11 protein-coding genes are annotated in these 12,315 nt (G+C 46.6%); 5 read left to right on the top strand and 6 right to left on the bottom strand.

The features are described from left to right. Window positions 1-46: 46 nt before the first annotated feature. Window positions 47-1,186, bottom strand: coding sequence for a M20 family metallopeptidase (locus NX720_RS04995; RefSeq protein WP_262599803.1), 1,140 nt, complete (start codon window positions 1,184-1,186; stop codon window positions 47-49). A 207-nt stretch (window positions 1,187-1,393) separates the two neighbouring features. Next, the gene (locus NX720_RS04990) at window positions 1,394-2,509 is read right to left on the bottom strand and encodes a hypothetical protein (RefSeq protein ID WP_262599802.1); all 1,116 of its coding nucleotides are present in this window, start codon (window positions 2,507-2,509) and stop codon (window positions 1,394-1,396) included. Window positions 2,510-2,660: 151 nt separating this feature from the next. Between NX720_RS04990 and NX720_RS04985 the strand changes: the two genes are divergently transcribed. Beyond that, window positions 2,661-3,452 (top strand): alpha/beta fold hydrolase, encoded by a 792-nt coding sequence (locus NX720_RS04985; protein WP_262599801.1) that lies wholly within the window; start codon window positions 2,661-2,663, stop codon window positions 3,450-3,452. Between the two features lie 101 nt (window positions 3,453-3,553). Here the strand turns inward: NX720_RS04985 and NX720_RS04980 are convergent, their stop codons facing one another. The 3 genes from NX720_RS04980 to NX720_RS04970 all read right to left on the bottom strand — a co-directional run bounded on the left by NX720_RS04980 (window position 3,554) and on the right by NX720_RS04970 (window position 5,244). Continuing rightward, a complete protein-coding gene (locus tag NX720_RS04980; RefSeq protein ID WP_262599799.1) occupies window positions 3,554-3,796 on the bottom strand; it encodes a hypothetical protein in 243 nt (80 codons plus the stop codon). A 143-nt stretch (window positions 3,797-3,939) separates the two neighbouring features. Next, a complete protein-coding gene (cpdA, locus tag NX720_RS04975) occupies window positions 3,940-4,722 on the bottom strand; it encodes a 3',5'-cyclic-AMP phosphodiesterase (RefSeq protein ID WP_262599798.1) in 783 nt (260 codons plus the stop codon). An 84-nt stretch (window positions 4,723-4,806) separates the two neighbouring features. Continuing rightward, on the bottom strand, window positions 4,807-5,244 hold the full coding sequence (locus tag NX720_RS04970; RefSeq protein WP_262599797.1) for a DUF1249 domain-containing protein: 438 nt from the start codon (window positions 5,242-5,244) through the stop codon (window positions 4,807-4,809). 154 nt (window positions 5,245-5,398) lie between these two features. Here NX720_RS04970 and NX720_RS04965 point away from each other — a divergent pair, with 154 nt between their 5' ends. The 4 genes from NX720_RS04965 to NX720_RS04950 all read left to right on the top strand — a co-directional run bounded on the left by NX720_RS04965 (window position 5,399) and on the right by NX720_RS04950 (window position 9,894). Next, window positions 5,399-6,424: a hypothetical protein gene (locus NX720_RS04965; protein WP_262599795.1), complete on the top strand. Its 1,026-nt coding sequence runs from the start codon at window positions 5,399-5,401 to the stop codon at window positions 6,422-6,424. A 228-nt stretch (window positions 6,425-6,652) separates the two neighbouring features. Then, window positions 6,653-7,483, top strand: a complete 831-nt coding sequence (locus tag NX720_RS04960; RefSeq protein ID WP_262599794.1) for a hypothetical protein — start codon at window positions 6,653-6,655, stop codon at window positions 7,481-7,483. Window positions 7,484-7,644: 161 nt separating this feature from the next. Then, the gene (locus tag NX720_RS04955; protein ID WP_262599793.1) at window positions 7,645-8,286 is read left to right on the top strand and encodes a hypothetical protein; all 642 of its coding nucleotides are present in this window, start codon (window positions 7,645-7,647) and stop codon (window positions 8,284-8,286) included. A 201-nt stretch (window positions 8,287-8,487) separates the two neighbouring features. Beyond that, window positions 8,488-9,894, top strand: coding sequence for a TolC family outer membrane protein (locus NX720_RS04950; protein ID WP_262599791.1), 1,407 nt, complete (start codon window positions 8,488-8,490; stop codon window positions 9,892-9,894). 323 nt (window positions 9,895-10,217) lie between these two features. On the opposite strand, the gene NX720_RS04945 is transcribed toward NX720_RS04950, so the two are convergent. Further along, a complete protein-coding gene (locus NX720_RS04945; RefSeq protein ID WP_262599790.1) occupies window positions 10,218-12,260 on the bottom strand; it encodes an RING finger and CHY zinc finger domain-containing protein in 2,043 nt (680 codons plus the stop codon). Between the last annotated feature and the right edge of the window lie 55 nt (window positions 12,261-12,315).

Raw genomic sequence — 12,315 nt, 5'->3', positions numbered from 1 at the left:
TAATGCCCACCTCACTGGCAGTCTGTTTTGACTATCGACCTGCGCTTCAGGCTTTTTCCGCAATATTGATGATCACAGCGCGCAGCAGTTCCAGGCGCTTGCCAATAGAATCCAGTACCATGAATTCATTGCGGCTGTGCATCGCACCACCAATAGGCCCCAGACCGTCAACAGTAGGCACGCCCAGAGAGCCGGTCAGGTTAGCATCAGAACCACCACCCACTGCCTGCCAGGTGACAGGCAGATCAATGCTCTTGCCGGTTTCTTCGATCAGAGCCATCAGCTTCTCTGAGTCTTCGTTGGGTGTGAACGCTGGCTTATGAGCGGTACGGTTGAGATTGATGCTGATGCCTTCCAGTGACGGGTTAGCCACCATGTCGGCAATCTTCTGTTCCAGGGCGGTGTAGTCGTCGTTGTCCCAGAAACGAATGTCCAGGGCGGTAGCGGCAAAGTCAGGCACCACGTTACTGCCCGTTCCCCCTTCAACCGTACCAAAGTTCAATGTGGTGCCGGTTTCAAAGTTCGTTTCCTTGTTCAGGGTGCTGATCCAGTGCGCCAGTTCTGTGATGGCAGAAACACCTTTTTCAGGCTCATTACCAGCGTGTGCTGCCTTACCATTGAACTCAATAGCGTAGCGGGCCATACCCTTACGGGCTTTAACCAGGGAACCGTCGGCACGGGCTGCTTCAGCGACCAGAACGCACTGGCTCTTTTTAGCGATACTTTTGATCCAGTCGCCGGAGGCGATAGAGCCGGTTTCTTCATCCGGGTTCATGACCACAGCAATGTTGAGGCGATCCAGTACGTCGGCAGGCAGAGAGCTGGCTGTCAGGAATATGTTCAACAGGCCGGATTTCATATCGGCGCAGCCAGGACCATAGGCTTTTTCGTCGTCATGGGTCAGGGACCATTCAGCCACGGTGCCTTCAGGGAAAACGGTATCCATGTGACCAATCAGCATGATGTCAAATTGCTCTGCTTCTGGCTTGTTGGTAGCCAGAACGCCCGGACCTACCTGCTCACCGAAGTCTTTACGAGTGACGTGCCAGCCAATGCTTTCATACTTTTCAGTCATTATATCAGCGACTTTGGCAACGCCAGCAGGGGTGCAGGTACCACAGTCAATGTTAACCAGTGGCTTCAGTTCTTCGAGATAGGCTTCAAGTTTGAATTCTTTAGAAGTCATTCGGGTTTTAGCCCCTTATTGGAATGAGTAACCGGTGGAGGGTAATGAATTGCTGACTGTATATATTTTGATCTGAATCAAAAAGTAGTGAGTAAACCTGAAAGATAAGTAGAATTGCGAAGAAAACAGAAAGCTATATAGGAACTCTCCAGTATAAAGTAGTGTTGCTCCCAATGGGTTAAGTGGGAGCTGCCGTGTGTTGGCTAACTAATGGCTGGCTGACTCCGGATTTTTTGAATCTGGTCCCGGGTCTGTTTTTTTGTCTTTAAATAAAACGGCATAAAAATCAGTGTATTCAGGATGAGCCATAATGCGAGACAGCATTTCTTTTATCTTATCAAAGGGCACAACCACTGTCAGTTGTGTGTTGCCATAAAAAGACATTTGAATATTAAAGGCAGTAGAACCTGAAGTAAGTCTGAGGGGAAAAAGTGTTAAGATTATCGCTACACTGTTATAGTTAAACCCGAACCAGGCTTCTCCTGATCTTTTTATATACTCTATAACAGGCGATAAGTCATTTGAATCGGATAAGCGAACAAGCTCCTGTATATTAAAGTCCAATTTACTTGATTTCACGGTCCGCGAGAAGGTGGACATATCCACTTCGGTTGTTTGACAACGAGTTAACTCTTGAATAAATTGTTGAACCTTGCTTTTCCGGGATGTTAAACAGTATGTTTCTGCCGTGTTGGGGAGTCGCCAGAGTTCATAACACTCTTGCGACATAATGTTAAATAGCGAACTTGTAGCCAAGAGTTGCTGCTCAAAATCCTCCGGGCTCATTCCTGTTTCCTGAGCCAGATATTGAATAGTCACCTTTTGCAGCTCATCTCTGGTGTAGCTATTGGACATCTGTTGTAAAATGGCTATCTGTTGTGTCTCTGTAAGACTTGAAATTATGCCTGTTATAACGTCTATTTGCTGATCTTCCCCTCCTCCGCAGGCTCCTTCTGGTTCTGGTTCTGGTTCTGGTAGCCGCTGTACGCTAACGGGTTGCTGGTCTGGATTGCTGCCCCCGGTTCCGACTAGCTGGAGACCCTTCAAAGCTCCACTTAGACCAGCAAGGTCCTCTATTGAAGTTAGCTTGTCGAAATTAGAGCAATTCGGGTTTACGCATCGTACCATTCTAACATCGGGCAACTCGCTCATTTTTTTGCCGCAATCGGGGCAGGGGCAGGTTTGTGCAAACAGTAAACCAGAGGCGCTGGTCAGGCATAGGAGTATAAAAAATAATGGTTTTATCCAGTAGATCACTGTCGTTTTTAAATAGGGTATTCGCAGAGTCCATGGGCAGTAATATAATTCAGGGTAGAATTTCATTATTTCGTTCTCGATATCAGTTGGGCTAATCCAGCCTAGTCGATTCTAGAGAAGCTGTAGCGGAATAATGTTGCTGGGTTAATGGATGGCTCAAAGCCTGTTTAAGTATAAAAACGATTTAATGGTTTAAGTTGTATAGGAACTTTCCAGTATGAAGCTCTATTCAAGAACGCAGGGGCAAGGGGTTAATCTGCTCAGCGTCCATGGTTTATTTGGCTCTCAGGAGAATCTGGGTGCTATTAACCGCAGGCTGGCAGAGTCTTACTGTGTACATGGCGTAGATGTTCGCAATCATGGTCACTCGCCCCATCAGGCAGACACTCAACCAACAATGCACTACTCAGATATGGCCGCAGACCTGGTTGAGTATCTGGATGAACAGGGGATTGAGCAGGCACATCTGCTTGGGCACTCCATGGGCGGAAAGATTGTTATGGAAACAGCGTTGCGCTACCCCGACCGGATTATCAGTGTCGCAGTGCTGGATATTGCCCCTGTGACTTATACCGTGCGTCGACACGATGATGTGTTTGCCGGGTTGAAAGCGATTAATCTCAATACGCTGGAAAAGCGCAGCGATGCTGATGTTGTACTGGCAAACTACATTTCAGAGGCGGCGATACGGCAGTTTCTGTTAAAGAACCTGTTCAGAAAGGCGGATGGGGCATTTGGCTGGAGAATGAACCTGGAGACCATTGAACAGTCTTATGAAGCCATCCTGTCGGGGCAGCAGGCCAGCAAACCTTTCCCCGGGGAGATACTGTTTTTGAAAGGCAGTGAATCCGACTATATTCTGCCAGAACATCGCAGTGAGGTACTTAAACTCTTTCCCGGTGCCAGTCTGCGCAGTATCCACGGAACCGGACACTGGTTGCATGCTGAAAAGCCGGATTTAGTGGCAAATGCCCTGATCCGGTTTTTCAACCGTGACAGCTATGGCTGAGGGACGCGGAAGCTTAAAATATACGGCTGTTGGTTGATGGCTTTATGAGCAGTAAAAAGCCGCCCGGTCAGGCGGCTTTCATAGACAGTGATTTGATCCGATTAATGCAGGTTTTCGTCATTAAACCCATCGGAATCACCAAATTCATCAAAATCTTCATTGCTGCCGACCGTGTTTTGACGCAGTTGCTGCTTTTCCCAGTATTCGTTGATACCCCGGCGGATGGATTTTGACTTTCTTTTCTTACAACGATCTTTAGCGGACTGAGACTTGCGGACTTCCTGACCGCCATCCCAATAGGTTTGATCCTGATCATCGTACTGCATTGACCTGACCCTGGACATAAAGACTCCTTTCTCTACTACTTCAGGAACTACGCAGCGGGATTGAATGACTTTGACTGGCAGGCAATTCCACTGCTCCTATTTATAAATCTAGGAAAGCAGCGGGCACTGTTAATAAAAAAAGCTTATATAAAAAAGCGGCTTCAATAGCCTGATGAGGTAAGGTCTGGAAATTGGGCGTATTCAGGCAGCCGGATAACCTGAGTCGTCAGGGTGCCATCAGGCAGCAGATCGATGACCCGGTAACCCGGCGGTTGGCTGTCGAGGCTGAAATCAGAGGATTCTGGCTTGAACTGTACAGCGGTAGAAGGCGCTGAAAGTACCTGAATAGATCCCTGTTGCCACTCCTGCACCTGATGAATGTGGCCGTTAATCACCACTTTAACATTTGGGTGCTGGTTAAGGCGTTCCCAGAAAGCCTCACTGTTCTGAAGGTTTATAGTGTCCAGCCATGGGCTGTTAATGGTGTAAGCCGGATGATGAAAAGCAATCAGGGTGTGATGATCCGGATACCCCCTCAACTGTTGTTCCATATAGCCCAGCTCCGAATCGGACAAAAAACCGGGAATCTTACCTTCCTGGTGAGAATCCAGAAGCAACAGCTGCCAGTTTCTCTTTATAACGGATTTTTGCATGGCGGCCGGGCAGACTTCCTGCATCAGGGCCGTGATGTCGTGATTACCCGCCAGCCAGTAACAGGGCATTTCCAGGGGAGCCAGCTGTTGTTGCAGCCATTGATAGGACGCTTTACTGTCATCCTGGCTCAGGTCGCCAGTGACCACGATCAGGTCAATGTTGTTCAGGCGCTGTGTAATATCGTCCAGAACACTACGCAAGCTCGCACGGGTATCGACGCCCATCAAACGACCTTCAGTATTGCCAAACACATGACAATCAGAAATCTGGACTACTCGGATTTTGCTCATTCTTTCGCTCAGGAAGGACAGGTTCTAAGAGTTTACAGTGTATCAGGTTTGCAGGTCAGTGAGCGTGAAGGAGGAGGCCACGGATCAAACGATTCCGTAATGAACATGGCCACCACTGAAACAGAAGTTTAACCAGTCTGACAGAAAGCAGTTCAGCTGTTCTTTCTCATCAGGCAACAGCATTTTGTCATTGGGGTAGGTGTAGACCGGTTCAAAATACCGAATTTTCTGTACGCTGATCACTTCGGCCATGGCGGCATCATGATAAAGCTGAACCTGCATGGACGGCAGAGTAAGCCACTGGCTCCAGTCTGCTTTGAAAGTGATGCGAAGTGTTGTCGTATATCGGGCGCGGTTCTGAACATGGAAGTGCATTTGTCCCTGGTGTGCAGAATGACTGACCAGCAATAGGTAGTCATCCTGCTGATCCAGGTCAGGCAGCAGTTTCAGCAGTTTGTGATAATTGCTTTCACAAATGCAGTGTTGTCGTATCAGGTTAACCTTATAAGCAGGTTTGTTCATGGATCGGTTCATAATGCCAAGAATAGTCGAATCCGGAGTTTGACTCTATGAATTGGTAGCCCTTTTCAATCAATTTGTACTGGAGCTGCGGAATCTTTCCCGGTTGTTACTGTCAAAGCCAATGGCTAAAACAATAACCATAAAGGTACACTGGATGATCGCACCTTCTACTTTATCTATTGCCGCTGGTGCTGGCCCCCAGTCAACAGGCCTGGTTCCACCGGGAGTTTCTCAAAAGTCGAATGACGATACCCATAAAACACCTGGTCTTTGCAGTCCAAAGCCTGGTGGTGCTCCGGCTAAAATGTTGGATTCGTATCCCGTATCTCGTTGTGATGATTTGGAATGGTCAGCAGTAAATTCAATGAGAGCTCTGGGTTCTTTTGCTAAGGATCGTATAAATGATGTACTTATATCGCTTGAGCGTTGTGCCCATTTTCACACTCTTGGCTTTTTAAGAGTCATGTTTTCTTCATATAAGTATGATGATTTGAAACAGCAAGAAATTAATGCAATGAGCTTTTTACGTTCTTTTATATCGGACACTGTATATTCTAATGGCGATGTTCCAGGTGTGGGTAATAATCCTATGAATCCTCGTACTTTTTCAAACGTTATGCTTTCTTTATGTGAAAGCTCTTACCAGAACTCTTTCCCAAAAAAGATTATTGGTATTGGATCAGGTTCAGCGTTTCTTGAGAAATGTTTTGAGCTGATGAATGTAATGGAGGTTAAATGTTATGACAAGAAACCTTGTGGTGATGGGGGAAGTTTTCTTCCTGTTGAAAAGGCTACGTTTCCAAAAGATATTGAAAAATGCTTGCCAGATGATTGCAGTGACTGTTTACTGGTTTCAGGATATCCCAAAGGTTTTCTGGGTTCTGTGCTTGCGGAGTTTATTCGACGGGGAGGGGAAATGTTTTGCACCACTGTTGAGGGTTGTTTGTCAGCTGATATGCATTTAGGTTATGAAAAAAATCCTGAAGTTCTTCAAAAAGGGATTGAAGATTTAATGGAAAAGAGTGGAGAGTCCTTTCAAGTTGAAGTAGCTAAGAGTACAGTCAGCGATCCAAGTGTCTTCATCCAGTTTTTTAATTGGCCAGCAAGCGTTAAGCAGTCATTGCTTGATTGTCGGGAGTTAGAGGATTTATGTTTTGATCTGTGTATGGAAAAACGTTAGCACTTCCCAGCACTGTAGGATATAAACATGACCTCTATGTACTCTGACCTGTACGGTCGGCAGAGCAAACCACTGGCTCCCAGTCCGCTTTCAATATGACACAGAAACCCTGCCACGCAGGGGGGGCAAGTCCAGAGCTTCTTGCTCACTTTTTGAGTCACCTTCAAAAAAGAGCGAAAAATATAGTCTATATTCTTGCCTTTGCGTCAGACGCCAGGATGCATTGCCATGTTAGAAAACAGGCGGGCAAAAGGGCTCTTGAGCTACTTCCTACTATTGGTAGTTGGGGGGGTGTTAGTTTTTAAACCTGCCTTTTCCAATGAGAAGTTTGATGAAAAGAAAGTGGGTAACTGGCTGACACTTGTTGAAACGCCATCTGGTAGCAACGGTGGGAAGCATTGCCACGCACTTGTCGTTAGTCCTAACTGGGCACTCAGCACCAGTGAGTGTATTCCTGAAAACCGCCAACAAAAGATAAAACTCCGGCTATCCGGATTGGCTTCGCAGCCTTTCAAAGAAGTAGATATAAGCTATATCTGGGAACCTTTTTACCCGGCAGAATTCCTTAAATCACAGGTCTATCCGGTTTTGCTCAGACTGGCGTCAGATTTTGCCCCTCCATTTCCTGACTTGTCGTATGAGCACACAATTATGAGTTTCACTCACTTGAGTTTGAAACAAACATTGAAACTCCTGTGGAGAGTTCACTATCTAAATAGAAATCAAACGACTTCGGAGCTCTATCCTGAATTCAGGCTAACAACTCTCCAGAGGCGCGAACGTTGCTTTCGATACCCAGAATTTGGGGACTGGTCAATATGCACTGGACGGACTGATGGCTCTGGAAGGGTGCTGAGTAGTGATTACCATTCTGGTGCAGTACTAATGGACGAGAAAGGTAGAGTTGTAGGCTTGGGGGAAACGATAAATAAGTATGGGATGGATAAAAACAAGAACTATTTTATTCCGTTGCGGCTCTACAGGGATTTCATTCAAGGAACTCTTGAGAGTAAAGTTGAAGAAATAGATGAAACGGTAAAGGCACGCACTGACTTATAATCCTTAAGCACAGTCCATACACTGGCACTATACTCACACACGAAGCATTTTGGACTCTGCGCTGATCCCTGTCTGACTCTGTCCATCTCCAGCGATAAACCAGGTCCTTATTAAATGTCTGGTTATTCAAGTACTGACAAACATTGAACTGAGTGAGAGCCATGTTTAAAAAATTCAAACAAGCTATGTCTGTTTATGATGCGGAAAACCGATATAACTTAACCAAAAGCAGGTTTTTTCAGAACACAACTCTGTTACGCGACTCCGGCTTCAAGGAGGCCACCTGCGAGACAAAAAAAAGTTTTGGTGTTGAGGAAATTTTTTCCGGTTTCGTATTTCGATCCGAAATGGGTATTGCCGCTGATATTTTTCAATGTGGTTTTCACCCGCTCCCCCTTCCGGCATTTGTGACTCTGGCGGATGCGTCCAGAGGCGAACCCTATTGGAGCGGAAGGGGTCTTGAAACTTTCCTTTGCTTTGCCGCAGCTTGCTGGAACCATTCTCCTAATAAGAATGAAGCTTATTTAATTGATGCCCGGGATTTCATAGGAATCCCACAGGCTGGGTCTCCCGGATTTAATTACCTGGCTTCGTACGAAATTCTTAGAGAATGTTATACGGTGAAATACACGCACCCTATTCCCGGCAACAAGATCGTCGGCATTGCTCGCTCTCCTTTCGAGTCAGGTAGACGGGAAACGTCGTTTCTTTTTTTTTATATGAATCGTGGATACGTAGGAAGGATGGGTAGTGCGAGAGACGTTGTAGAATGCTTCAATGACGATGAGTGGGAATTGGTATAAGTTCAGAGGTAAGACAAGTGCGAGGCTCTTCCAATATCCGTTGAAAACCCTTGAGTGCGGTTTTAACCAATGCCTTGCAAGGTATGCGGGCAAAGCGAGGTAAAAATCTGTAAAAAGCCAAGATTTAACTTGAGCATCTGGCCTGCACCATCCATTATATGTCAGCTTTCGGCCTTATATTAATTCAAGGATTTGGAGATAATGTTCAAACTTTCCCCTAATGGTTTTCTGCTGGCGGCCCTGGCTGGCGCCATTTTGAATGTTCAGGCCGCAGAAACCGAATATAACCTGCTGGATGTTTATAATCTGGCACAAAAGAACGATGCTCAGCTGGCTGCTGCTCACTACGATATGCAGGCCGTGCAGGAAAAGAAAAACCAGAGTCGTGCCACTCTGCTGCCTAGTCTGACGCTGTCGGCTAACACCCAGTACACCAAAAGCAACTCTAAGGTCAGTGGTGGTAAAGACATGAAAAACAATGGCAACGGCCATGGCTGGGGCGCGACCCTGAATCAGCCGTTGTTCCGTATGGCAAACTGGTACGGTTATGATCAGTCGAAAAGTATCAGCGCCCAGGCCGAGCTTCGTTTCTCTGCTGAAGAACAGTCCCTGATTCTGCGAACTTCCGAAGCTTACTTCAATGTATTGCGGGCTGAGGACAGTCTGATTTCTGCCAAGGCGGAAGAAAAAGCCGTTAAACAACAGCTGGATCAGGCACGAGAGCGTTACAATGTGGGGCTGATTGCTGAAACCGATGTTCTGGAAGCCCAGGCTGGTTATGATTCGGCACGTGTCGCCCGTATTCTGGGCGAGAACCAGGTGCGTGTCAGCTATGAAGCGCTGCGCACCATCACCAATCATGACATCACTCAAATCGGTTCATTGCAAAAAACGATGCCGGTTAACCACCCGGTGCCAGCCAGTGCTGACGACTGGGTAAACAGTGCGGTGTCCGGGAACCTGAACCTTCAGGCCGCTCGTGAGGGGCTGGAAGCCTCGCACACCAACATCAAGGTTCAGAAGTCCGGACACGCTCCAACCCTTGATGCATTTGCCCGTTACAATTATAACTCTGATCATCTTACTAAAGACCGCCCTGGAGAGCATGGTGGACTAACAACGGGTAAAGGTGATTCCACAGTAGTAGGCCTCCAGTTCAACATGGAACTGTTTGGTGGTGGTGCAACCTCTTCCCGTGTTCGTGAAGCCACTTACCAGATGGAGTCGGTTCAGAAGAATTTTGACAAGAGCCTGCGTGAAACCAGTTCTGGCACCCGTAACCTGTTCCGTACTGTGAACTCCGATGTGGATCGTGTGGATGCCCGCTGTCAGGGTATTGTGTCCTCTGAAAGTGCGCTGAACGCGGTACAGAGTGGCTATGAAGTGGGTACCCGTAACATTACCGATGTGCTGGATGCCCAGAGGAAACTGTTTGTTGCAGAACGTGATTACCTGAATGCCCGTTACGACTACATCGTTAACACCATGAAGCTGAAGCAGATAGCTGGCACCCTGAGCCCGACCGACCTGCAGGAGCTGAACCAGTGGATTATCAGTGGTGCATCCGGTGAAGGCATGTCAATTCCTGCCCAGTGTCATGCAAAGTAAACCGTTAAATTAAGGGAAGCAGCAGAACATAATATACCGCTGTTGGCTGTTGGCTGTTGGCTGTTGGCTGTTGGCTGTTGGCGGTTGGCGGTTGGCTGTATGAGCAGCTAATAGCCAAAAGCCAACAGCCCGGTAAGTTATTGAATGCTGCGCCCCTAAATTAAGTCGTAGTGAAAAATATTCCTCCGTCATCCCCGCGAAGGCGGGAATGACGGAGGAATCGGTAGGTTATTGAGTGCCGCTTTCCTAATGGCCATACAACTCAAACAGCTCTTTGTTCATGCTTTAAAATCAGGCAGGTTTTTCTGGGTGCTTAACATGAGTTAACGTCTATTGTTTAAAGGCTGCCGACAGATTGGGCATCCATTTGTGCTAGCTCCAACCCATCGAGACAAGCATTCTTTATGAACTCTATGGCCGCATCGTAAAATCTTACAACCTGTAAAGGAATCTTCCAGACATATGCAACATTCCTCATGGGCTGTACCCTCTCTGCATTTATGATTGCCTTGTAGACTCCTATCCAGACAAATTCCGCATGTATCACAGTGATAAGCTCTGTCTCCATGACGACGACATATGCCGCATTTATCACAGTGATAAGGATTGTCCTCATATCCAGTGAGGTGTTTGCATGTTGAACAGAAGTAGTCTCCAAACCGTAGGCTGCATTTCTGACAATATTGTCCGAGCGCTTGCTCCTCCCCGCAGAGATTGCATTTGATTTGTTGTGCATCGAAGCTTTTTAATGTGCGTTCCCCGCAATTACTTTTAGAATTATGGCAGCGATGGCAAGGCCACCATTGGTCACAGCAGGCAAACCTGACGGAGCAAGAGCGCTCGTAGTGGGGGCATGAGGTAGAAGAGTGCTCATGGTTGCTACGGACTGTCCTATGCGTATTGGCAGGATAAAGACCTTCAGTTGAACCCGTTGCTGCTTGCCTTTGCTGATTAATTCCTGTAGCTCCTGCGAACTCAGATAACAGCCCTAATAAATCGGATTCGAGGTTAGAGGATAAGACATCTGCAACAGAAGTGACCCGCCGGGCCTGGTTTAGAAGATTTGCATGAAGCTGAGCACGGCTTGCTCCTGGTGCACTGTTTGCCGATGGACGGCTAACACCGGAGTCAGCCGATTCATTGTTATTGAAAATCTCTGAGCCCTGATTGCCATCGTGCCCTGTGGAATCAAGATTAGGTCTATAGTCCCTCATAGGCAATTCCTGAAATCCATCTATTACTTCGTTAATGGCATCCTGTTCCCATGACTGAGAATCGTATTGCTGCAACAGTTCGTTCAGATAACTCAATATTCCTGGTTGATATCTTCTGAATTGCTCAAACCAGATTCTCAGGTCGTAATGATCATTATTAATATATTCATCTAATTCAGACCATACAGTTAAACCTAAAAGCGTGATTAGTTGATGAAAGCTCGCTAATAAGTTTTTTGCTTTTGGCTGTATTTTCTTCAGGTAATACGTTTCTCCATCCTGCACTTCGCAAGCATCGGAGAGTAAGCACAATTGTGGCCGCTGTGAAAACCTGATCATTTGAAACTGGCTGCTACTACTCCCCTGAATATGGACGTTTGAGCTACCATTGTCGTTTATTACCAAATCGAATGGCTGAGAAGGCCGATGTGCTTGACGCAACCTGAATACCAGCGAGTTATTTTCACTGCTCCGTCTTACCCTGAGCACAGTAAAAAGAGGCGGCATGTCACTTCTCACTACCATTTCAGGAACGACCACTCTGAGCTCTAACGCAGCAATGTTATTGAATACCAAACTGAGGTTCGTTCCGGTAATCATACGTCGCAGGCATCTGACCACATCAATCAACTCCTCAACAGGTGTCCCCCGCTCAGGATTATTCGAGCCTGAACTGACTTCGTGAGTGCCTTCTGAAATGAGCCTTAATCGAGATGCTATCATTGGGTTGGCATGGGTAATACCAATCCTTTCAAGATGAGAAATCAACGTATCTATAGGGGCAGAATCAACCACTTTCTGGTCTGCGGCACCGACATTGGAGAGGGCTGGAGTCAGAGTGAGCAGACCGCTTGAATCCCCATCATATAAACAGAGGTCATGTTTTGCGGCTGATTCGATGACCTCTCTGAGATGTTCACCAATATTTTGAACAGTGATTGTACCATCATCGAGTCTGGTCAATTGAATATACAGGTTAATTTTTTTTTCCGAAGAAATTATTTTTTCGTACCGAATATAATGTACTTTTTTAGCCTGAATTTCGGATGCCAGTGACAATAAACAGACGACGATGACTAATAGTTTGGACCAGCCTGAAAGCATAGATATTATGATTTCAGGCCTGATCTTTTCTTTAAATGACTTTCTCATTGCATCTACCCGAACCTGGTTGCAGGTTTATACTCCTCAGGTTGAGCGCTTTAGT

The sequence above is a fragment of the Endozoicomonas euniceicola genome, from assembly GCF_025562755.1.
Taxonomy (GTDB): Bacteria; Pseudomonadota; Gammaproteobacteria; order Pseudomonadales; family Endozoicomonadaceae; genus Endozoicomonas_A; species Endozoicomonas_A euniceicola.
Note: the sequence above shows the minus strand (reverse complement) of the source record. Positions and strands in the feature narration are given on the sequence as shown.

Coding starts and splice junctions, on each gene's coding strand:
- NX720_RS04990 (WP_262599802.1), bottom strand. CDS start 2,509: ATGAAATTCTACCCTGAATTATATTACTGCCCATGGACTCTGCGAATA.
- NX720_RS04960 (WP_262599794.1), top strand. CDS start 6,653: ATGTTAGAAAACAGGCGGGCAAAAGGGCTCTTGAGCTACTTCCTACTA.
- NX720_RS04945 (WP_262599790.1), bottom strand. CDS start 12,260: ATGAGAAAGTCATTTAAAGAAAAGATCAGGCCTGAAATCATAATATCT.
- NX720_RS04970 (WP_262599797.1), bottom strand. CDS start 5,244: ATGAACAAACCTGCTTATAAGGTTAACCTGATACGACAACACTGCATT.
- NX720_RS04995 (WP_262599803.1), bottom strand. CDS start 1,186: ATGACTTCTAAAGAATTCAAACTTGAAGCCTATCTCGAAGAACTGAAG.
- NX720_RS04985 (WP_262599801.1), top strand. CDS start 2,661: ATGAAGCTCTATTCAAGAACGCAGGGGCAAGGGGTTAATCTGCTCAGC.
- NX720_RS04955 (WP_262599793.1), top strand. CDS start 7,645: ATGTTTAAAAAATTCAAACAAGCTATGTCTGTTTATGATGCGGAAAAC.
- NX720_RS04980 (WP_262599799.1), bottom strand. CDS start 3,796: ATGTCCAGGGTCAGGTCAATGCAGTACGATGATCAGGATCAAACCTAT.
- NX720_RS04965 (WP_262599795.1), top strand. CDS start 5,399: ATGATCGCACCTTCTACTTTATCTATTGCCGCTGGTGCTGGCCCCCAG.
- NX720_RS04950 (WP_262599791.1), top strand. CDS start 8,488: ATGTTCAAACTTTCCCCTAATGGTTTTCTGCTGGCGGCCCTGGCTGGC.
- cpdA (WP_262599798.1), bottom strand. CDS start 4,722: ATGAGCAAAATCCGAGTAGTCCAGATTTCTGATTGTCATGTGTTTGGC.